The 22,031-nt window shown below is 41.7% G+C and carries 19 protein-coding genes; 5 read left to right on the top strand and 14 right to left on the bottom strand.

All coding sequences use genetic code 11. The features are described from left to right. Positions 1-2 precede the first annotated feature (2 nt). The 4 genes from KUL10_RS13850 to KUL10_RS13835 are packed head-to-tail and all read left to right on the top strand — an operon-like array spanning position 3 to position 3,139. The gene (locus KUL10_RS13850) at positions 3-971 is read left to right on the top strand and encodes a RibD family protein (protein ID WP_158525392.1); all 969 of its coding nucleotides are present in this window, start codon (positions 3-5) and stop codon (positions 969-971) included. After that, a complete protein-coding gene (locus tag KUL10_RS13845; RefSeq protein WP_110429538.1) occupies positions 968-1,966 on the top strand; it encodes an NAD-binding protein in 999 nt (332 codons plus the stop codon). The genes KUL10_RS13850 and KUL10_RS13845 overlap by 4 nt, the downstream gene beginning before the upstream one ends. A 53-nt stretch (positions 1,967-2,019) precedes the next feature. Beyond that, the gene (locus KUL10_RS13840; RefSeq protein WP_110429537.1) at positions 2,020-2,391 is read left to right on the top strand and encodes a 6-carboxytetrahydropterin synthase; all 372 of its coding nucleotides are present in this window, start codon (positions 2,020-2,022) and stop codon (positions 2,389-2,391) included. 4 nt (positions 2,392-2,395) lie between these two features. Then, positions 2,396-3,139: an FkbM family methyltransferase gene (locus tag KUL10_RS13835; protein WP_110429536.1), complete on the top strand. Its 744-nt coding sequence runs from the start codon at positions 2,396-2,398 to the stop codon at positions 3,137-3,139. A gap of 9 nt (positions 3,140-3,148) precedes the next feature. On the opposite strand, the gene KUL10_RS13830 is transcribed toward KUL10_RS13835, so the two are convergent. The 6 genes from KUL10_RS13830 to KUL10_RS13805 form a co-directional block, all read right to left on the bottom strand. Beyond that, positions 3,149-3,895 (bottom strand): hypothetical protein, encoded by a 747-nt coding sequence (locus tag KUL10_RS13830; RefSeq protein WP_110429535.1) that lies wholly within the window; start codon positions 3,893-3,895, stop codon positions 3,149-3,151. Between the two features lie 119 nt (positions 3,896-4,014). After that, the gene (locus tag KUL10_RS13825) at positions 4,015-5,949 is read right to left on the bottom strand and encodes an alkaline phosphatase (protein WP_110429534.1); all 1,935 of its coding nucleotides are present in this window, start codon (positions 5,947-5,949) and stop codon (positions 4,015-4,017) included. Positions 5,950-5,974: 25 nt separating this feature from the next. Further along, entirely contained in the window at positions 5,975-7,567 is a 1,593-nt protein-coding gene (locus KUL10_RS13820) for an alkaline phosphatase (protein WP_110429533.1), read from the bottom strand. A gap of 491 nt (positions 7,568-8,058) precedes the next feature. Then, entirely contained in the window at positions 8,059-8,829 is a 771-nt protein-coding gene (locus KUL10_RS13815) for a DUF1566 domain-containing protein (RefSeq protein ID WP_110429532.1), read from the bottom strand. Between the two features lie 322 nt (positions 8,830-9,151). Continuing rightward, the gene (locus KUL10_RS13810) at positions 9,152-9,895 is read right to left on the bottom strand and encodes a UDP-2,3-diacylglucosamine diphosphatase (RefSeq protein ID WP_110429531.1); all 744 of its coding nucleotides are present in this window, start codon (positions 9,893-9,895) and stop codon (positions 9,152-9,154) included. A 91-nt stretch (positions 9,896-9,986) separates the two neighbouring features. After that, positions 9,987-10,481, bottom strand: a complete 495-nt coding sequence (locus KUL10_RS13805) for a peptidylprolyl isomerase (RefSeq protein WP_110429530.1) — start codon at positions 10,479-10,481, stop codon at positions 9,987-9,989. 276 nt (positions 10,482-10,757) lie between these two features. Here KUL10_RS13805 and cysS point away from each other — a divergent pair, with 276 nt between their 5' ends. Beyond that, positions 10,758-12,143, top strand: a complete 1,386-nt coding sequence (gene cysS / locus KUL10_RS13800) for a cysteine--tRNA ligase (RefSeq protein WP_110429529.1) — start codon at positions 10,758-10,760, stop codon at positions 12,141-12,143. Positions 12,144-12,157: 14 nt separating this feature from the next. On the opposite strand, the gene KUL10_RS13795 is transcribed toward cysS, so the two are convergent. The 8 genes from KUL10_RS13795 to KUL10_RS13760 form a co-directional block, all read right to left on the bottom strand. Further along, positions 12,158-12,595 carry a group 1 truncated hemoglobin gene (locus KUL10_RS13795; RefSeq protein WP_233499835.1) on the bottom strand — a complete coding sequence of 146 codons (438 nt, stop codon included), beginning with the start codon at positions 12,593-12,595 and terminating at the stop codon, positions 12,158-12,160. Beyond that, a complete protein-coding gene (locus KUL10_RS13790; RefSeq protein ID WP_110429528.1) occupies positions 12,592-13,419 on the bottom strand; it encodes a DUF3034 family protein in 828 nt (275 codons plus the stop codon). The genes KUL10_RS13795 and KUL10_RS13790 overlap by 4 nt, the downstream gene beginning before the upstream one ends. Positions 13,420-13,451: 32 nt before the next feature. After that, the gene (locus KUL10_RS13785) at positions 13,452-14,111 is read right to left on the bottom strand and encodes a hypothetical protein (protein WP_110429527.1); all 660 of its coding nucleotides are present in this window, start codon (positions 14,109-14,111) and stop codon (positions 13,452-13,454) included. Between the two features lie 106 nt (positions 14,112-14,217). Continuing rightward, positions 14,218-15,597: a PAS domain-containing sensor histidine kinase gene (locus KUL10_RS13780; protein WP_110429526.1), complete on the bottom strand. Its 1,380-nt coding sequence runs from the start codon at positions 15,595-15,597 to the stop codon at positions 14,218-14,220. A gap of 29 nt (positions 15,598-15,626) precedes the next feature. After that, on the bottom strand, positions 15,627-17,048 hold the full coding sequence (locus KUL10_RS13775; RefSeq protein WP_110429525.1) for a sigma-54 dependent transcriptional regulator: 1,422 nt from the start codon (positions 17,046-17,048) through the stop codon (positions 15,627-15,629). 51 nt (positions 17,049-17,099) lie between these two features. Then, positions 17,100-19,583 (bottom strand): FtsX-like permease family protein, encoded by a 2,484-nt coding sequence (locus tag KUL10_RS13770; RefSeq protein WP_110429524.1) that lies wholly within the window; start codon positions 19,581-19,583, stop codon positions 17,100-17,102. A 17-nt stretch (positions 19,584-19,600) separates the two neighbouring features. After that, the gene (locus KUL10_RS13765; RefSeq protein ID WP_110429523.1) at positions 19,601-20,326 is read right to left on the bottom strand and encodes an ABC transporter ATP-binding protein; all 726 of its coding nucleotides are present in this window, start codon (positions 20,324-20,326) and stop codon (positions 19,601-19,603) included. A 9-nt stretch (positions 20,327-20,335) separates the two neighbouring features. Continuing rightward, the gene (locus tag KUL10_RS13760) at positions 20,336-21,592 is read right to left on the bottom strand and encodes an efflux RND transporter periplasmic adaptor subunit (protein ID WP_110429522.1); all 1,257 of its coding nucleotides are present in this window, start codon (positions 21,590-21,592) and stop codon (positions 20,336-20,338) included. Positions 21,593-22,031: the final 439 nt, after the last annotated feature.

Genomic DNA, 22,031 nt, shown 5'->3' with positions numbered 1-22,031 from the left:
TTATGGATATAGAATTAAACTACTGGGATCAACTGCTTAGGTTGAGAGAATTATGTAAAGAAAACATAGAAAGCCAGTTCATCGCCTTATCGCTAGACACCATTGAGTTTGTATTTCCACATGACAACCTCGACGTTTTATCAGCATTGCTAAATGAAAGAAAAGTTGATGTTTTATTGAGTAAAGCTAGCTTCGAAATAGACGGCCGGTTTTCGAGTGTGATGCTAACAGATAAGTTACACGCTTACTTTCCCGAGCACATAGATATACGCTCTAAAAATGCGCTTACTTTATATGCTCCTCTCGCAGTTGCTCAATGGTTGCAACAAGATTTACCGTTCATTCTCGTTCATATGGCGCAGAGCCTAGACGGAAAGGTATGTACCAAATCTGGTTCAAGTAAATGGATTGGAAACCAAGAGAATTTAATCCATGCACATCGTATTCGAGCACTTGTAGATGGTGTTTTAGTTGGGGCTAAAACTGCTCGTTCCGAAAAACCTAGCTTAAATGTCAGACATGTAAAAGGACCTAATCCAGCTCGCATTATTTTATGCAACTCACCAACGCATTTAGACGAATTACCTAATATAGAAAACATGAAAAATTATCTAATATGTAACGCACTTCACAAAAACAAAATGCATAGAGAAAGGCTAGCTTTTAAGCATGTAAAACAAATTTGTTATCACGAAATAGCAAGCAACACTGGCATGTCAGATTGTCTAGTGCAGTTAAAACGAGAAGGTATTCATTCTATATTGGTAGAGGGTGGGCCTACGACTGTAAAAACGTTCATGCAAACAAATACAATCAATTGGTTACAATTGCATATCGCGCCAATGGTGTTTGGTTCCGGTCAGGCTTTTGTCGATTTGCCTGAAATATCTAGTGTTAATCAAGCCTGCGAAATGAGAAATGTCTACTACTCACAAATGGGTGACGCGATTATGGTGACAGGTGAGTTATGAGTAATTTAAGCTTATGGCACATGACTCACGACCGTTCAATGTGGCTTGAAGATAAGAATGTGCCAGGCGTTATTTCAGATAACATGAATAATAAATCACAGGTTAAAGTCAAAACACTTTTTTCTCTGATCTCAACTGGTACAGAACGTTTAGTATGTTCTGGGCAGGTACCCAATAAGCTTCAAGCTCATATGGCAGTTCCGTACATGCAGGGCTCTTTTGGACTTCCGTTAAAATATGGATATTCTTTAGTTGGCACTGTTACAACACAAAAAGCAAAACAACAATTGGTGCATGTACTTCACCCCCATCAACAAACAGCGCTTGTAGATGAGGCCGCATTATTTACGCCATCTAAAGAACTCCCAGCAAGACGCATGACACTGCTTTCCAATATGGAAACCATTATCAATGCAATTTGGGATAGTGAATCACTATTAACCGAACATATTCGTAATAATGGCAATATCGCTATATGCGGCTTTGGTAATATAGGCGCGCTACTTGCCATTACGCTTCAAGAAAAGGGCGCTAAAAACCTTATTATCATTGAAGAAAACAAATGGCGCAGGAATAAAGCTAAAAGTCTTGGGTTTGAATGTATCAAGGGCAGCGATACAACTGATTCCTTCCAGCTCATTTATCATACTTCAAGTTCGCAAAATGGCCTTCAATGGTGTTTCGAACACGCGTCTCTAGAGGCAAATATCATCGAGCTAAGCTGGTATGGGGACGTTTCATTAAGCCTTAAACTTGGACATTCATTTCACTATCGCCGGGTCAGACTGATTGCATCTCAAGTGTCTAGCATCCCTTTGAATAAGCCACTGGAAAGCTTCAAGAGCAGGAAGGAGTTAGCCTGTGAATACCTGCAGAGCGATTTATATGACAAGCTTTTTGCGGATAACATTCCGATAGATCAAGTGCCAAGTTTTTTTGCTTCATTGAGAGCCGGTGAATTACCCAATGGCCTTATATGGTGCATAGAGTATTGAATCGATTCGATTCAGTCGAGATCAAAAAATCAAACAAGAACTAAGGAGTAAGGATGTTCAGTGTAAAAATAAGAGAGTCAATAATGATTGCGCACTCGTTACCAGACCCGTTTTTTGGGCCTGCACAAAACATGCATGGTGCTACGTACGTAGTTGATGTGAGTTTTCAATCGAAAACAGTAAATGCTCAAAATGTAGTGATAGATATTGGTGAAGCCAAAACAATTACAAAAGAGGTATTGTCGTGTCTTAACTATAAGAATTTGGACGAACTAGACATATTTAAAGGCCATTTAACCACGACAGAGTTTTTAGCCAAATACATCCATGATGAAATAAAAGCGAAGGCAGAGTTCACGGGAAGCTTATTGGTTTGCTTGGGTGAGACGCACGACGCGTGGGCTAGTTATCAAGGCGACTCTTAATACGATGAGCATTAAGACTAAGTTAGGCTGGTTATTATCTAACATTTTGTATCAGTGGAACCCAATCAAAGCCAGACGAAAAAAACGGTTTTATGCTGAATTGCTAAACCCAAACGACTTATGCTTTGATGTAGGGGCCCATTTAGGCGATAGATGTCAGACATGGTTGTCTCTTGGGGCACGCGTGGTTGCTGTTGAACCGCAACCTGCTTTTGCAGAATATCTAGAAAGAAAGTATCAGTTTCAAACTGGTTTTTCGCTCGAAACTTATGCACTTGGTGCAAAAAAAGGAAACGCTAAGCTCGCTATTAGTCATTTATTTCCTACACTCTCTACCCTTTCAGGCTCAGAGTGGGAAGCCGAATTAAATCGAGCATCAAGTTTACCCATATATTTTGATGAACAAGTTACTGTAGAAGTCAGTACCTTGGATCTTATGATCGAACGACATGGGCAACCAAAATTTTGCAAAATCGATGTTGAGGGTTATGAACATGAGGTTCTTTTGGGGTTAACAACCCCCATACAATATTTGTCGTTTGAATTTTTAAGTTGTAGTTTAAAGCGAGCACAAGACTGTTTGACTCGACTAGAGAGTCTGGGGTACCAAAAGTTTAAGTGGTCATATAAAGAAGACTTTAAATTTGCTAACGAAAAATGGTTAAGTGCCCAAAATGTCATTGAGCACATAAAACAGCATCCTAATAAGCTCTTTTCTGGTGATATTTACTGTCAGTTTAAGCATTAACAAATAAGGTTAATGAGCATGATCATGTTGACCTCTAATCGCATGACCATCTTGATTATAAAAACCAGAATGCGCATGCTCAATAAAGCCTAGGTTTAACATTTGTGTTAAGAACGGGTCGGTATGATCATCACCTATGTCAGCAAAATCAGTGGACAGATAAGCATAGCGTTGTTCAAAAAAATTACTTATTTGTTGGTCGTTTTTATGGGTATTTAGCAACGTCCACTTTTCGATAGTGTTTTGCGTTTTATTATTGATAACTTCGAAATTGTGAATTAATTTTGTAGCGGGAGACCATGATAATTTCATAGTCACTTGCTTATCTACATATTCTTTTAACTGAAGTTTATCACAAGCTTTACCCGTGACTTCAACGAGCTTGAATTCGGTTAACATCTTATCGCTCATCAATTGATAGCGATATGACCAATCGCTTTCATTGCGACCGTGAACACTTTCACCAGGCTGATATTCGATAGCTCTGGCGTGTGCATCGAAAAAACGCGTTGGTTTTATTTTGTTGCTAGGGTTTAGCTCCCACGCTTCAGTTATATTAGTTTGCGGATATTGATGCGCCACTTGATGTTTGTCTCGCACCAAGTTGAGTTGTACTTTTTGTTGTGCTCTGTTGATTTCGTAGTGAGCAATTAGTTGATCAGCTTGTGAGCAAGCAATTTGCACTGGGTTAGCAGTGGCTAAATTACAAACTGAGATGAATAAAATCACAGTGATTAACATTATTCTGTTTTTCATTTTACTTCCTAGTGATTGATGTGCAGAGCACCTATAGCAGCTATGCAAAATACAAAAGTGTTAAACAAGAAAATCGCCTAAGTAAGTCACTTCAACTTAGGCGATTTATGCGCACTAATTTAAAGCTTGTCTTCAGCTTTTTGCTTTAAATCAGACGCATAATCCATGATGTGATAAATCATGTTTTGCTCATTTGTACCATTGACCAAAAACGCGCCAGGTCCTTTTGCATAGATACCGACATCTTCTCCAGAGTGTGTTTCTGAAGAGGTTGGAACCAATGCTTCTTGGTGAAAACCAGGCGATGTGGTGTCAACATCGGTCAAGTCTTTACGACCTGTATCTGGGTCAAATGCATAAGTAGCGTCAGCGTTTGTCACTTCATCGCCGAAGTCTCTAAATCCACGGCCATTTGTGTAACCCAAAGTCGTGTAGGGTAGGTCATCTGCAGCTAATGCAGGCTCAGTTTGGCCAACACCTACTACTTTGCCCAAGATTGGATTACCGCGTTTAGGGTAACCAGCGATAGTAAATACGTGACCGTGGTCGGCGGTAACGATAATCAAGGTATCAGAGTCGTTAGTTAAGTCATCCGCTACGGCTACTGCTTCTGCAAAGGCGATAGTGTCGGTTAAGGCACCGTAGGCACTGCCTGCGTGGTGAGAGTGATCAATACGTCCAGATTCAACCATTAAGAAGAAACCTTCAGGGTTGTTATCGAGTACTTTAATCGCTGTTTCAGTCATTTGCGCGACTGTTGGTTCACCTGCTACATCGTTAGGGCGATCCGCGTCGTATTGCATATGAGATTCATTGAATAGGCCGAAAACACGTTCTGTTGTTTCAGTATTGATTGTGTTGAAGCTTGCTTCGTCATACACATACATGCCAGCAGAGTATTTAGCTTGCCATTCAGCCGTTAAGTCACGTCCGTCTGTGCGATCGCCTTCTACGCCGCTGACTGCATCAGGGCTATTAAATGCTTCATCACGAGGTAAAAAGTGACGGCGGCCTCCGCCCATTGCAACTTCGATTCCGTCAACATCAAGTCCATCGAAACGCGCTTCAAGATAGTCTTCAAAATTGACCAGTTGGTCGGCAATGTCTTTACAACCCAGTGTTACTACTTCTTCAGGCATATCTGAAATATCTTCCCAGTTGCGATCGGCTGACTTAGCGTAAGTCGCAGCAGGGGTTGCATGCGTGATACGCGCTGTTGAAATGATACCGGTTGATTTACCCGCTATCTCGGCCAACTCTAACGCAGTCACTAATTCGTTACCTGTCACCGTCGAACAGTCGCCACGAACAATATCTTCATCTACACCAATGACACCAACATCAGTTTTTACACCCGATACCATCGCTGTCATCGTGCCGGCTGAATCAGGTGTTTGTGCATCAACGTTATATGTTTTTGCTAAGCCTGAAAATGGGAAGGTATCAAACGACAAGTTATTCTCTTCACCTAATCCACCGTTCATTTGGCCTTCAAGAATACGGGCAGCCGTGACGGTTGAAATACCCATTCCATCACCGATAAACAAGATGACGTTTTTCGCTGAGCCTTTTAACTGAGCAATTAATGCTTGCTGCTCAACGCTTGACGAGGTTTGGTATTGCGTCACTTGAGCGCTTGATGCTGGAAGCGAAATACCAGATGTTGCTTCTAGCCATGTTTGTTTTGCCTGAGCGACTTCTTGTTGACCTTGAACAAACCAATTGTTGTTTAGACTCGTTAATATTTCAGCAGATTCAACACTCGTTGTGCCTGGTGCGCACACAAAAGAAGTACTAGTGACTTCTGAAGCAGCAAGTGTGCCGTCGGCATCACTGTCTAAGCCAGAATCAATTTGAACGCCACTATTTGGGCAGTTTGCGTTGCCAACCGGCAAATTAGTTTGCACGGTAAGGCTTGTTAGGCCGTTGCTGCCATCTTGTCCCGGCGCACCGTCTTGTCCATTAACACCATTTGTACCGTCATCACCGTCTAATGAACATGCATTTAAGCCAATAACAGCTGCGGCAATTAAACTAAGTTTGATTATTTTCATGATTATTCCCTTGATAATGCCTGTATTAGTCGTTAATCAGGTCAAGTGACTGATTGATGATGTGAAAAATAGTACTTTGCTCGACGACACCTTGAACAAGTTGTGCACCTGGACCGCTAGCATGAAGCGAAATATCTTCGCCACTGTGGGTTTCTGAGCTAGCAGGAATTAAGGCTTCTTGGTGATAACCAGGTAAGGTAGTGTCGATACCGCTAATGTCAAATCGGCCTGCGTTAATATCGACTGCGTAACCTGCATCAGCGTTGGTTTCGGTACCCAAGTCCATCATTCCGCGACCATTGGTATAACCGAGTGTGGTGTAGGGCAAACCGTTTACATCAGTGGCTGGATCTTCGCTGCCCACACTCACGACTTTACCCAAGATAGGGTTACCGCGTTTCGGATAACCAGCGATTGTGAAAACATGGCCGTGATCGGCTGTCACTAAGATCAAGGTTTCGGCTGGGTCAGTATTTTCATAGGCTGTTTTCACGGCTTCTGATAATTCGATAGCATCGTGAAGTGCGTTATATGCGTTGCCAGCGTGATGACCGTGGTCGATGCGGCCAGATTCAACCATCAGAAAGAAGCCCGCTTCGTTGTTATCCAATATATTAACCGCTTTGCCTGTCATTTCAGCTAGACTAGGTTCACCAGCAATATCATTAGCGCGATCTGCTTCGTATTGCATGTGAGACTCATTGAACAAGCCAAATACGCGCTCTACCGAGTCTGCATCGATTGCATCAAAGCCAGTTTGATCGTACACGTATTGCCCATTGGTGTATTTTTCCTGCCATTCAGCGGTGAGATCACGTTTGTCTGTGCGGTCACCTTCGACACTGCTTGATGCATCTGGGCTGTTGAATGCTTCGTCTCTTGGTAGAAAATGACGACGGCCACCTCCAAATGCGACTTCTATGCCATCAACATCTACACCCGTGTAACGCTGTTCTAAGTAAGTTTCGAAGTTGACTAATTGATCGGCAATATCAATACAGCCGGCCGCAATTGCATCTTCTGGCATATCAGAGATATCTTCCCAGTTGCGATCAGCTGATTTTGCATACGTGGCTGCAGGTGTGGCGTGCGTAATCCGCGCTGTTGATATAATTCCCGTAGAAAGCCCTTTTATTTCTGCTAACTCTAAGGCTGTGATCACCTCGTTGCCCGCAACAGTTGAGCAATCGCCTCTAGCAATGTCTTCGTCTACGCCGATCGTGCCTACATCTGTTTTAAGCCCAGACATCATTGCGGTCATCGTACCCGCTGAATCAGGAGTTTGTGCATCAACGTTGTATGTTTTGACAAGTGCCGTATGAGGAAATGTCTCGAAGCTCAAAAAATTCTCTTCGCCGTTTTGCCCATTCATTTGGCCTTCAAGAATACGCGCAGATGTGAGTGTTGAAACACCCATACCGTCACCTACAAATAATATGACATTCTTGGCTTTAAAACTGTTATTAGTTTGTAGCTTTTGCATCAATTTAGCTTGAGCATCTTGATACCAAATATTTGAAGTTTGGTGCGCTGGCAATGGATCAGCGCTGATTGTGCCTGACGTGCCGGCAGCAAGCGCAATCGTGATAGCGGTTGCTAGTTTTTTTATTGTCTTCATGTTGGTCCCTTTAAAGAATCCCGTAATTATAAAAGTCACGATAAAAGTCATAATGTGTCGTGCTCGGCGCAGTTTTGCTGTCGAGACGGGCATAGGCTAGAAAGGTAATGTGACAATCTGGGGACAGAAAAATGAAGGATTAATTTCAGACTTTTGACAGCGTTTTTACAGATTTGTGACTCTGAAATGTTATATTGTAACGCTTAATTTTACTGGGTTTAGGCATAAATTGGGTTAGGAGAGTAGGTGCATAAATAAAGGAGACTTAGTAGTAGTTTTGGTGTAAACAAATGTTTACTACTGTGTTGGGGTTTAAATGCTAAATAATTTCGATAAATGTTCCCAAATTATATGAATAGCTTGCTTTTTTCGACACAAACAACGCTCAAATGGAATTGCGAGACACAAAAAATGAAAGAAAAATGGAAGAAAAGCTATGTAAAAGTGTCTTTCTTCCGAGTCTTTATTCGAATTGAGTTATTTCAGTTTTACTAGCGCGTTTTTCTGCGCACTGATGAAAAAGCTAACAATCCAATTGACATTAAAATTAGTGCGTTTGGTTCTGATAAAACGCCATCAGGACTTGTGTTATCGGGTGGCGAAAGAGTACTCGTGACATCGCCGTCTCTTAATGCCCAAATCCCTAAGTTAGAAGCGCTAACAAACAAAGCAGTTTCACCTATGCTTACGTCTGAACTGGTTTTAAAATTAACACCCCACGCGGCGTTTACAAAAGGGGTATCTATAACGTCATTCCAGTAACTTGCAGCAATGTTTTCAAATGAATAAGTTAAACCAGACTCACCGTCAATAAAAGAAGCGTTAAATGCTGGATTAATGTTCCCTGCAAAAATACCGTTGGGATTAAAAACAGATGCATTCCCCAAGTTTATCTCAAACATATATAGCAACTCATTAGTATTGGGCGAAATATTATATCCTCTATCAGTGGTTCCATTGAATGAAAAGCCAGTATTAAAGCTTGAGCCGTTAATGGGGGTAATAGCAGGAAGTCGCCAATCTGAATAGCCACCAAAATTTAAGTTTTGTACCCAAGTATTGGCGCTTGTCCATGACACTAAACCATCAGAGTCAAAGCCACTTGTTCTTGCATAGTTGGCGTCTTGAAGCCAAGTCACATCTAAAACATCATCGTAGATCATTCCATTGCCACGATTGATCAGCGCAGCGTTTGTCATCATCGAGAAAAGGCATGAGGCCAACAATATAGATTTAAGTGATGAAGATAAATTAAATTTCATAGTTTTCCTTTTGTCTTGTTTTATATGTCAGAATTGACTTATACAAATGTGTATTTCACTTATGCGCAAGCCGGGTATTGTTAATCGCACTTACAAAAGGTTTTGTGTTCTGTTGACGTGACATCTCTCACTCTTTTTTAGTGTTTTTGTGAGCTATTTTTAGATGTAGTGAAGGCATATGAGTGCTGCTCACCGTGAATCCAACTTTGGGGAACTTATTGTGGTACCCACAATGTAAGGTGGTGACGTAAGGCTACATGCAAGACGGCAGAATAAATCAAAAAGTTTATTGATTTTCTTGTTCAGAATGGGTTGATAAATGTTATTCGAACCGAATGTTCATCAACTCTTTTTCATTTTCACTGACTTTAAGCACACTCCCTTGTTCATACCAATCACCTAAGACAATGCGTTTAGCAGTGTGGCCATTGACAGTGAAGTAATGAATATTAGGTCTGTGAGTGTGCCCGTGAATCATGGTGTAGGCACTGTGTTTAAGCAACGTAGCTTCGACTTCTGATTGAGTAACATCCATGATGTCGGCGCTGAGGTGTTTCTGATTGTTTTTTGAAACTTCACGCCCTTTTTCGGCAATCTTTTTGCGGTAGTAAAGCGGAATCGCTTTCATTAATCTAGGCCACCACCAACCGCGTGCTTTTTTTCGAAACTTCATATATTCAATGTCGCGTGTGCACATCTCGTCACCGTGTAAAATAACGACTTGCTCGTTGTACAACTCAATGACTTTTTGTTCAGGAAGTAGATTCATTCCTGCACTTTGTGCAAACCGCTTTCCTAGCGCAAAGTCTCGATTGCCATGGATAAAATAAATGGGGATTTGTTGACTTAACTTGTTAAGCGCACCTGCGATTTGAGTCGAAAATTGAGTAACGTTATCGTCGCCAATCCATACCTCGAACAAGTCTCCTAAAATATACAGCGCCTCGGCTTTGGGCGCGTCTTCTCTTAAGAATTGAAAAAAGCACTCGGTAATATCAGTGCGCTCTTCGCTTAGGTGAAGGTCGGATATAAAGTAGGTAAAAGGTGCGGCTTGTGTTTTTGGCATTAATGCTCTTTAGTTAAACGATAAATACAATGTTGTTTGTGACTTTTTAAAAGAACTTGGGGGAAGGCCGACTTCCCCCAAACAATTTGCCTTATTCGACGACTGTTGCTGATTCGATGACAACATCTTCAACCGGTACGTCTTGATGCATGCCAGCGTTACCTGTTTGTACACCCTTGATTTTTTCAACTACGTCCATGCCTTCAACCACTTGGGCAAACACGCAATAGCCATAGCCGTGGGCATTGGCGGCAGTGAAATCTAAGAAGTCATTGTCTTTAACGTTAATAAAGAACTGAGCAGTTGCTGAATGAGGATCATTTGTGCGCGCCATCGCAACAGCGCCGACTTTATTGCTTAAACCATTATCGGCTTCGTTTTCGATCGGTGCTTTCGTTTCTTTTTGCTCTAAACCCGCTTCAAACCCGCCGCCTTGAACCATAAAGTTGCTAATGACACGATGAAAAATCGTATTGTCGTAAAAGCCATCTTCTACGTAGCTTAAAAAATTAGCGACCGTTTTTGGTGCTTTGTCTGCGTGGAGTGCTAGTTTGATTTCGCCAAAGTTTGTTTTTAAAACAACCATGAGTATTCCTAATTTGTGTGAGAGTTTTAGTCAATACGATTACCACTTAGCAGCTAAAAAGCTGGACCAAGTAATGTTGACCTAAGGTTTGCGCGCAATGATAGACTAAAATGGCGCTTAACCCAAAATTTTGTCTAATTCATCTAAAGGTTTGGAAAAAATATGCACTTTAAGTGGCTAGGTGCTAAAATCCCGCCGCGTTTATGTTCGCTTAAATAGCGCTACAATTTTACATAGCTAGACGCAATTTTTTAAATCAATTTATACAGGAAAATCATGTTACAAATATTCGATACTCTAAGCCGTAAAAAGAAACCCTTTGTTCCTCTTGAAGCTAACAAAGTCGGTTTGTATGTGTGCGGAATTACGGTTTACGATGTTTGTCACATGGGGCACGCCCGCACTTATTTGAGCTTTGATACAGTTGTTAGATATCTTCGTCATCTTGGGTACGAAGTCAATTACGTCCGAAACATTACAGATGTTGATGATAAAATCATCCAACGCGCAAATGAAAACGGTGAGACGCCCGAGCAACTCACCGAACGCACTATTGCAATGATGCACGAAGACTTTAAAGCACTCAATTTACTTGAGCCAGACATCGAGCCGCGCGTTACTCAGCATATGAGTGAAATTATTGATGTTATTCAACGTTTGGTAGATAAAAACTATGCCTATCAAGCACCTTCAGGTGATGTGTTATTTGATGTGAGTGCTTATGAAAAGTATGGTGCCTTGAGTAAGCAAGATCTGGAGCAACTTCAAGTTGGAGCGCGTGTCGAGACTAGCGCTGATAAAGATGATCCACTCGATTTTGTATTATGGAAGTCTGCTAAGCCAGAAGAGCCAAGTTGGGATTCGCCTTGGGGTAAAGGGCGTCCGGGCTGGCATATAGAGTGTTCGGCGATGAATCACAAGCACTTAGGTGCTCACTTTGATATCCACGGTGGCGGTTCTGATTTAATGTTCCCGCATCACGAAAATGAAATCGCGCAGTCGTGCTGTGCATTCGACACGCCTTATGTAAACACTTGGATGCACGGGGGGATGGTGCAAGTTGATGACGTGAAGATGTCAAAGTCTTTGGGTAATTTCTTTACTTTAAGAGATGTGTTGGAAAAGCACGATCCCGAAACCTTGCGTTTCTTCTTAATGTCTGCTCATTACCGCAGCCAATTAAGCTATTCTCAAGATAGCATTAATCAAGCTAAGGCTGGATTAGAGCGTTTATATACAGCCTTGCGCGGTGCCCAGTTAGATGAGTCTGTTGAACTGGCTTACGGCGGTTATTTAGCGCGTTTTGAAGCGGCAATGAATGATGACTTCAATATGCCCGTTGCATTTTCGGTCTTGTTTGACGTTGCACGTGATATCAATAAACACAAAGACAATCTTGCTGAAGCAGGAAAGTTAGCAGGTGTACTGAAAAAGCTAGGCGCAATTGTTGGCTTGCTTCAAACCGATCCCAATGTATTTATGCAGGGCGGGGCAGATGCATCGGATGATTTTGCTGCGAAAGTTGAAGCTCTAATCGTCAAACGCAACACCGCTAGAGCTAATAAAAACTGGGCAGATGCTGATGCGGCTCGTGATGAATTAAATACCTTGGGTGTGGTATTGGAAGATAGCGCGCAAGGGACAACTTGGCGCAAGGCATAGTCCTCAATCGGCAATCATTCTAGATAAATAATATCTTGGCGGTGAGGCACCAACGTCGCCAAAATTTTATTTTGAGTCGTGTGTGGAATATCAGACCTATTCATGGCGTTGATCAGTAACTCAACGCCTAGATTGAAATCGTGTTCATTGATATTCATGCCTGTGTGCACATCAACCATATTATCGCCAGTGTATTTGCATGGCCCGCCTGACAGCATACAGATATGTTCACTGAATTTTTGTTTAAAGCGAACTACGTCAGAGCGCGCAAAATACTTAAATATTTCTTGGTTACGGCTGATTTCATCAACAAAGTTTTCAGTAAGCTTGGTGATCGTGCTGTGGCCACCCATTTCTTCAAATAAGCTTTGTTCGTGTTGGGTAAGTTTACATCCTGATAAGCTTATTATGACTAAGACGACAAACGCGATGCTGAGTAATCGTAAATTCAAAATTGTCCTCCAATCGAAATATAATATCCGCTTTGTGTGTCTGAACCTGCAATGCTGCCTAAATCAAGATAGGCAAGCGTTAAACTGATATGTTTGTTTGGAAAGTAGCTTATAAAAACGTCCATCCAGTCATCTTCATTTAAGCCGAGATTATCTGGTTTTTGTCTATACTCTACTCCAAACGCAATATGCCTAAGGACAACACCCGCAGTGGCTTCGAAATTCAGTTTATAGTTGTCATTATTAGCGCCACCAAAGCCAAGTAAGCCAAGTTCGTTAGCCTTGGAAGCGCGCAGTGTTGTATTCCACACAAGGTTATAACCAGCCAGTAAACCTAAATGCACCTTAGCAGCAGATATGTAAAAGTCTGTTCCTGAGTTTGTTTGTGTCGCCCCCAACGCGTCGGCGATAGCTGGCGTTTTTAATTTTTTATGCATTAGCCCAACACTAATTTGAGGCCATTTTGAATACACTATGTCGCCGTACACACGATACTTTACGCCATAAATATCCTGCTTAAGTTCAGTTTTAAGTGCATCTACTTCAAATTCATGTCGATTGATCGAGACTTCCAATTGGTCATAAAAAGAGCCCGATATGCCGTATGATTTTAATGAGTAATCCTGAACGCTGACATAGCTCACAAAAGGGCTGAAAGAAACTTCTGAATCGCTATCAAGCCCCGAGAGTGTTGCCCATGGGACAAGTCCTCCGCCACCTGAACCTTCAATTTGAACCAGTCCGCTTGTGCCTAAAAGCTTGCCATCTGCGCCGTAAGCGAATGAAGCTGTAAAAATAAGTAAAAAGATGAGTGATTTAATCATAATGTTAGACGCTGTTCTTGGCATAGTGATGATTAGTTGGTTTGATTAAACTTTGGCTTAAAACCACGGTCGGGTTTTACCACCTGCGCTTCAGGAATATCAATTTGAAGTTCATAGGTGTTTGCGCCTGTTTGTCTAAGCCTTTTAGTCTGCTTTTTATTCAATGGATAAAAGCTTTCATGCCAAACTTCTACATTTAAATCACCTAATGCCTGCGTCACCGCTGAAAGTGCTAATTCGGCGCGACCAGACACGTCAGTTTGCAGAGTAAGTGAGCCATCTGATACAAATAAATATGCCAGCATATCGTCGTGGATATTGCAGCCCAACTCTACTATTCCTGGCGTTTCCATCTGTATCGGCTGGGTTTCTCTTCCTCGATATAGCTTTAATTCAAAAGATTTTGCTGATGAAAAGCTATAAACATGATGACGAATATCATCGCTGTTTGGAAAGCTGACATGTTGGTTTTGCTGAACAATTAATAAGCGTGGTTGAAATGTCATATTAATCTGGTCCATTACTACGACTTTTGATGTCTCGTCGCTAGTTGCACTAACATCAGGAAAGGTAAGTATTGCATTGCTTACTGGTTTAGAATCCTGGTCGAGGACTTGTATGGTAGTGACGGCACTTTGAGCGCTTGAGCAAAGTATCACGAACAAAAGCACAAATGAGTATTTGAAATGCATTAAAAAGAAAACCGAATTTAGCAAACCTGTTGTTATTTGTTATCGGCTGTAAACGCATATACCTAATCGATTTAGGGGTTTTAAAGTAAATATCTGTCACTTAGGTTCAAGCGGGTTTAGGCAACGCAATACTCGCTCTTGCACCTCTACTTTTGCCCTGTTGAGTGTCGGCATCACCCATGGCTAGGTTAGTTAAGGTCAATTCTCCACCGTGATTCAGCAAAATTTGTCGACTAAGTGTGAGACCAATACCGCTTCCTTGTTTTTTAGTTGTATAAAATGGCACAAAAATATTTTCGCTGTTTCTAATCCCGCCACCATGATCGTCAATATGCAGCTTATGAAGTTGTTTATCAGATTGCCAAGCGATCACGATTTCAGACTGACTACTTTGAGTGACATTGGCTTCATGGGCATTTTTGATAAGGTTGACTAGCACTTGTTGAAGCTGTTCGGCATCAGCAAATACCTCTATTGTATTTTGCGGCAAAACAAAAACCGTATTCTCAAACAAAACAGTAATGTTTTTTGTAAAACTCAATAAATCAATGGGCGCTTTATTCGGCATTGGTAAGCGCGTCAGTTGCTGGTAGTCTTGAATAAAGTGGTTCAAGCTATGCGCTCTTTCTGTAATGACTGACAGCCCTTGATTTAAATTATCATAGTGATCAGCATTAAGAGGGTGCTGGTCATTGTGACCATTGATTATCTGCGTCAGGGTTTCGCTGATAGAGGCAATAGGGGTGAGCGAGTTGTTAATTTCATGACTTAGCACTCTTAATAATTTTTGCCATGCCAAGCGCTCTTCGTCTCTGAGTAAATGCTGAATATCAGTGATGAATATTAGTCGGTGGGTCTCGCCTTCTTCAAAATATGAATCGGTATGAACAAACACCTTGCGTTTATTGTGGGCTATTTCAAATTCGGTGACTTGTTTTGCGTGCTCGGCAATCACATTTTGTAAGCCGATACTTTTTATCGGCCATCCTTGCAACTCGTCAAAACGACGTTTAAATAACTGTTCAGCTGCTGGATTCATTAGATTGATATTATTGTTTTTATCACAGGCTATTACTGCAACATCTATTTGATCGGTAATTTTAGTGAGCAATATTTGTTTTTCTCTACTGATCAGGCTTTGCTTTGCGAGCGATTCTGCAAGTCGATTTAATAATTGGTTAAAGTCACTTAATGCGCCAGATACATTGTGATTGTTTGCTCGCAAGCTATAGTCGCCTGAAGACATGGCCTCTACGAGATTAGTTGAAGTGCGAAGTTGAAAAATAACTTGCTGTCTGATCGCAAACGCAGCGAAAAGGGTGATGACGAAGATAATAAAGACAAGCAATATTTTAAGATAAACACTAAAGCTACTAAATATTATAAATAAAATACTGACAAATAGTGGGATGCCACTGCCGAACAGTGCAATTCGAACAAGCTTGTCTTCAAATGCTAGCTTTGAGTTGATCAATCCTTGTCGCATATTGCTCAAGCTCCTTGAAGATGGTTAGTTTAAGCGAGTTTATATTTTTCTAATCGACGATAGTAGGCGCTTCTACTCAAACCAAGGCTATCAGCTGTAGTCTGTGGATGATAGTTAAAAGCCGCTAATCGAGACTTTATTATCTGCTTTTCTATATCTTCTAAAGTAAGCGTGTCGAACTGATGAGCTGAGTCTTCTTCGCTTGGTTGATTTTTGTTCGTCAAACTTGTGCTTTTCGGGAGCGCAATATCCTTTAATTCGATAGTAGTGTCTGTTCTTAAAAACATTGCCCGCTCAATAACATGCCCTAGCTCACGAATATTTCCTGGCCAATCATAGTGCTGTAGTGCTTGTAAAGCTTCATCACTGATGTCGCCCACCTCGAGTCTGTATTTTGAAGCGTGTTTTTGCATAAACGCATGTACGAGAGGAACAAGATCTTCTATTCGGTCACGTAGTGCAGGGATTTCGATTGCAACAGTGTTTAGTCGATAAAACAGGTCTTGTCTAAATTCACTGTTTTTAATCGCACCCTCAATGTCTGCATTTGTTGCGCTTAGCACTCTTACATTGACGTGTTGAGTTTTATTACTGCCAACTTTTTCAAATTGCCTCTCTTCTAAGACTCTTAACAGTTTTGCTTGTCCGTTCAAGCTAATATTAGCAATTTCATCGAGAAAAATAGTCCCGTTTTGAGCAAGCTCAAACCTGCCCATACGACTATCTTTGGCATCAGTAAACGCTCCTTTTACATGACCAAACATCTCACTTTCAAATAGATTGTCAGGAACCGCGCCCATATTGACGCTAATGAATGGTTGTTCAGTACGCATCGAATGTTGATGAATAAATTCAGCGAACATGCTTTTACCCGTTCCATTTTCACCAGTCAATAGGATACTCATGTCACTTTGCGCTAGCTTTTTAAGCTGAGCAAGAAGGGCGCGCATCTTGGATGAATTGACCACGATATCAGTCGAGTGATTGTTAATTTCAGATTTTAGAAGGTCATTTTCTTGTGCGAGTTTAGTGCCTTTTAAAGAGATATCTTTGAGTTGAATTTGAGTGCGTAAAATATGTAATAGGCGCTCATTGCTCCATGGTTTTTGGATGAAATCACCCGCGCCCAATTTCATTGCTTCGACTGCAATCTCGACGCTGCTGTAGCCACTCATGACAACGATGGGAAGCAGTTCATCAATGGACTTTAGTGTTTCGATTAACGCTAAGCCCTCTTTGCCTGAGGTGGTATCATTTTGGTAGTTTAGATCGATAAGCGCAGCGGCGAACTCCGTTTTTTCAACATGACTAATAATGGCTTCTGGGTTGGTCACGGCGACTACCTCAAATCCTTGCGACTTTAAAAGCATCTGCAAGGCAGAGATAACCGCGGTGTCATCGTCCGCTACAATGATCGTTTGTTTATTGGTATCGTGTTGTATCACGGACATTTTATTACCTTATTGTTTTTATCGAGAAAAACTTAATCCTTCGCCAATCAACTAATTATGATGTAAGGCATCGCTAGGTTCCATATTAACAACCTTTTTAGTGGGTAAATAGGTTGCTATTAATACCATTAAGGCGATCATAATAGGCATAGCAATTAAGCCAATGATATAGCTGGATTCGCTAAATATCATGGTCGACGACATTAAGTTAATCAACCATGCTGCAATGCCCAGTCCGCTTAACAAGCCAATCATTAATTGCCAGCTTGCTTGATTCATAAACAAGCGCATGATTTTGCCATCTGTCGACCCTAATGCGCGTCTAATCCCGATCTCTTGTGTGCGCTGTTGCACGCTATTTGCGGCGACGGCATAAATGCCTGAAGCGGCTAAAAAGGCAGCGACAACACCACAAATAAGGAATATTTTACTCACCGCCGCAATCAATAAGATTGGCTTTTCGATCAAAGCATCATAAGACTGTACATGAAAAACACCAATATCTGGGTCAATTTTGTTAACCGCGTCAAACAATGTTTGCCTTGCTTTTGCTTCAGAGCCCGTATAGTGAATTGCAGTCATTGCTCTGAACATCCCAGCATTATCCATTGAATGATAAGTATTGTAGGCTGCGCTTGAAAATTCCATTGTGCTGCCGTGATAGGTATCGGTGACAACGCCCACAATGGTATACCAGTCAGCCTCTGGGCGATTGGCTCTGCGCACTCGTTTACCGATTGCATCACCATTTGGAAAGAAGTCGCGGGCAATGGATTCGTTGACGATAATACTGCGAGCTTCAGGCGCTGCATCGCGATAATCAAAGTCTCTTCCTTGGATGATTTTCATACCTAGAGCATCCCAGCTGTCGGTGCCGGCTCCTTCATTATTACTGTAAGGGTTTTCTTCAATCACTTCCTTTTCTTGTCCTTCAATCACAAAAAAGCTTGTACCACCGCCTGTGCCGGGCAATTGAGACATATAGCCAACATCTAAAATATTGTCTCTGCTTTCAAGCTCGCGTTTTAAGTCATAATAGAATTTGGTGCGCGCAAGTCTATCGGCTGCTTCAAATTCTGTATCAAAACGAATAGGGTAAGTTGAGGGCGAAATTTGAAGTTGAGCGGTGAGTCTATTTTCAGTATCAATACCATAATCTGCATTGCCTGCAGAGTAACTTGAAACCAACAAAATGGTTGCCATGACAAGTACCACACACGAAAGGAGGATTTCAGAAATAACCAACACGCGCGTCGTTTTTGCAGCTTTTTTGCCAAGTGCACCACGTGTGCCATCTCTTAACACTGCATTAAAGTCACCAGTAAGTGCGCGCCATGCGGGGATTAAGCCAGTGATTAATATCATCGCAAAGATAGCGACGACTAGGACAATGATTGATTTTACATCTAGTCCAACTTGCCACCAAAATGGCTTTAAGTTGTCTACTTGATAGGTACTATCAAACACTTGGTTGGTTATTTCTAAGCCCCACCCAGCCAAAAGGAAAGCTAAAAAACCACCGATTGCACAAATGAAAATACTTTCCCACAGCATTTGCAGGATTAATCGTTTTTTGGGGACACCTAATGCGACTCGTATAGCGACTTCTTTGATGCGCTCGTTTACTCGTGCTAATAAAAGGTTGCCGACATTGATACAGGCTAGAATTAGGATAAGAAATACAACAATAAGTAAAGCGATAAACATGCCGTAGTACTGCGTGATATAGGCTTTTTTGAAAGGCTCAAGCGTAAAATATTCGCCACTGGGTCCTATCAACCAAGGGATTTCGTCACCAACGAGGTCATTTACTTCTTTGCTTTTTGTATCGATAAAAAGTCTAGCTTGTGCGAGTGAAACGCCATTTGCGAGTTTTGCAAATGCATGAACAAATACAAAATCGCGTTCTGAAGGAGAAACTGCTCGATGACTGAGTGGTTGCCAGATTTCAGCGACTGCTGGAAAAGCAAAATTTTCAGGCATCACACCTACAATGCGCGCAGGTTCAGAGCCGTCTATGGGTACTATTGTATCTATGACTTTGGGATCGCCAGCAAACTGGGTCTGCCAAGCTTTGTAACCCAACACAACGACAGATTCAGCGCCTTCAAAGTGGTCAGCTTCGACAAGTGTACGTCCTAAAATAGGTTGAACTGAGGTAAAACTAAACAGGTTATCACTCACATAACCTGAGTTATATTTGCGCAAGCCTTCATCTGTGCCACCAACAAAGGTTATTCCCATTTGATACATACCAATTTCGTCAAAAATATCGGTAAATTTTTGCAGGTTATACACATCGATGGCCATTAGGTCACGTCGTTCTAGGTGTGTGTGATCATATGGTCGCTCAAGCGCATAGACAGGTTTTCCGTCCGAAAAGCTCAAGGGTGTAAACAGTAAGTTATTAAGTAACGAGAAGGTATAAAGTGTTAATCCCAGACCAATTGCAACGATACTCACCGTTAAGGCTGTAAAACTGGGCTTTTTACTGAGTAGCCTAGCTGCATATTTAATATCTAATGAAAATGACATAAGAATTTCCTTGTTTGCTATAAAGCAAGCGCTGGTGTTTGTTCTGTGCTTTGATCCGATACAATCTTGCCGTCAAATACTTCAATACTGCGTTGTGCGCGTGCTGCTGATTTGGGATCGTGAGTGACCATGCATATTGTTGCGCCATCGGCGTGCAATTCATCTAATAAGCTCATAACAGACTGCGCATTTTTTGAGTCCAGATTACCCGTCGGCTCATCTGCGAGTATGATCGAGGGTTTACCAGAAATCGCGCGCGCGATCGCAACTCTTTGTTGTTGACCCCCTGATAATTGTGAAGGGTAGTGATTTGCACGATGCGACATATCAACCTTGTTCAGCGCTTCTTGCACCATTTGCTGTCGCTCTTCCTTTGATAAATCGCTGCGATAAGTTAATGGAAGCTCCACGTTTTCGGCAACCGTCATATCGCTGATCAAATTGAAGGCTTGAAATACAAAGCCGATTTCTTTATTTCTAATGCGTGCGCGCTCATCTCGGTCGAGATCAATTGCGTTGTGGCCTGCTAATTCATAGGTACCCGATGTTGATGTATCAAGTAAGCCTAACAGTGAGAGTAGGGTGGATTTGCCACATCCAGAAGGTCCTGTAATAGATATGAATTCGCCTTTGCGCAGTTGTAGATTGATTTCGTTAAGTGCGTGTGTTTCAACATCGTCGGTAAAAAATACCTTTTTGATATCTTTTAAATTAACTAGAATTTCATTGTTATTGGTAGTCATGATCAGTCCTTAATTTATGCGTATTTGTTGGTGGCTTTCCCAATCTGAGATATCAGAAATAATGATTTCTTGTCCCAGTGTTAGGCCTTGTTTAATTTCAATCAGTGCGCTTGAAGCTTTTCCGTAAGTTACAGCATGCTTACTTGCTTGCTTTCCTTGTTCATCAACAAGGTAGACAAAACCGTCAGCATAGCCTTTGGCAAACATAGGGCGCTTTACAAATAGTGTGTTAGCGATTCGCGTGACTTCGATTACACCTTCGACGGTTAGCTCAGGGCGCGCTTCTTTGGGTGTAGGGCCAGTTATTTCGACATCTACTTGCACCGCGCCATTAGTCACAATCGGATCGATGCGCTGCACTACGCCTTCTACTTGGCTATTACGGGTATCAAGCGTTACCCTTTGACCGATCGCAACGTCTTGAATTTGAATTTCTGGAATACGAAGCTCGGCAATAAACTCATCTCTTTTGGCTAACCTCGCTAAGTTTGCACCTGCGGTGACTTGTTGGCCCAATTCCATTGGCATTGCTTGCACAATCGCATCAATACTTGCAACAACATCTAGATTTTTTACTTGCTGAGAAACGCGCTCTAGGGTTTTGCGCATGCGATTGACTTTGGCAGAGTCGGCGAGCATTTGAGCAGCAACATTTTCTTTTTGTTTGGCTAAACGTTTTATTTCTAGCTCCCAACGCTGCTTATTTTGTGCGACTTCGATTTTGATAGCTTCATGGTCGATTTGTGACACTGCGTTTATGCCTTGCTCCATCAGTGTATTTTGCGCATTCAGTGTTAGAAGTGAGCGTTCGTAATTAAGCTTTGCTTCTATTACTGCGGACTCCTGATCAAGTACTTGGGATTCTAATGAGACTTTCAGTGCAACAGATTGCGCTTCAAGTTCATCCAATTCCCATTGTGTTTCTTCAAGACTCTGCTCAAGTTCAGGATTAGAGAGCTGCATAATCAAATCGCCTTTTTGAACAAGTGCGCCTGCTTTAGCAACAATACGCTCAACTTTACCGTTTACATTGGTCGCCAGCCACCTAACATCTTTGGGTGCAAGCACACCTATGCCTCGAATATTCACGGCTAACTCACCTTGTTCTACTTTTCCTGTCAGCAATAACTCACTGTTAACCGTTACATTCGAACCAGCTGGTCTAATAAACAAGTAAATCAGCAGTGCAAGGCTCAAAATACCTGCCGTGCCGATTCCAATTTGTTTGTATATAGGTTGTTTTTGCTTTTTCCTGACGATGTCCATACGACATGACCCTGAGTATTGCTATAAAGTAATAGTGTTTGTTCAGCAAAGCCTATGCCATTAAAAATGTGCATGTAAATCAATATCTTGTGATTTTGGTGTGGGCGTATGGCACGCGAGAGTTTCGAAATTGGGACTAAGCAATATCGAAAGAGTTTCGAATTTGGGATAGTGGGTGTGTTTGAGTTTTGTTGACAAGGTCTCGACTAGTTGAAGGTATCTTTGAACGCTTCGTCGTTTGAACAACAACAGGAATTAACAGTTTGTTGGAAGCCAATATTGGGGATGTGTGAAAAGGTGCTGATGAGATAAGGCGGAAATTGAGAGTATTTCTAGTTTGAACAACCTTGCAATGGTTCTTAGGCCTAGTTTACATACGTAAACCGGCCGTTCAAAGTATCAAACCAAACGATCAATCTGACTTAGTCTAGAAAACTCC

Origin of the sequence: Glaciecola sp. KUL10, from assembly GCF_003203515.1 — a bacterium.
GTDB lineage: Bacteria > Pseudomonadota > Gammaproteobacteria > Enterobacterales > Alteromonadaceae > Glaciecola.
Note: the sequence above shows the minus strand (reverse complement) of the source record. Positions and strands in the feature narration are given on the sequence as shown.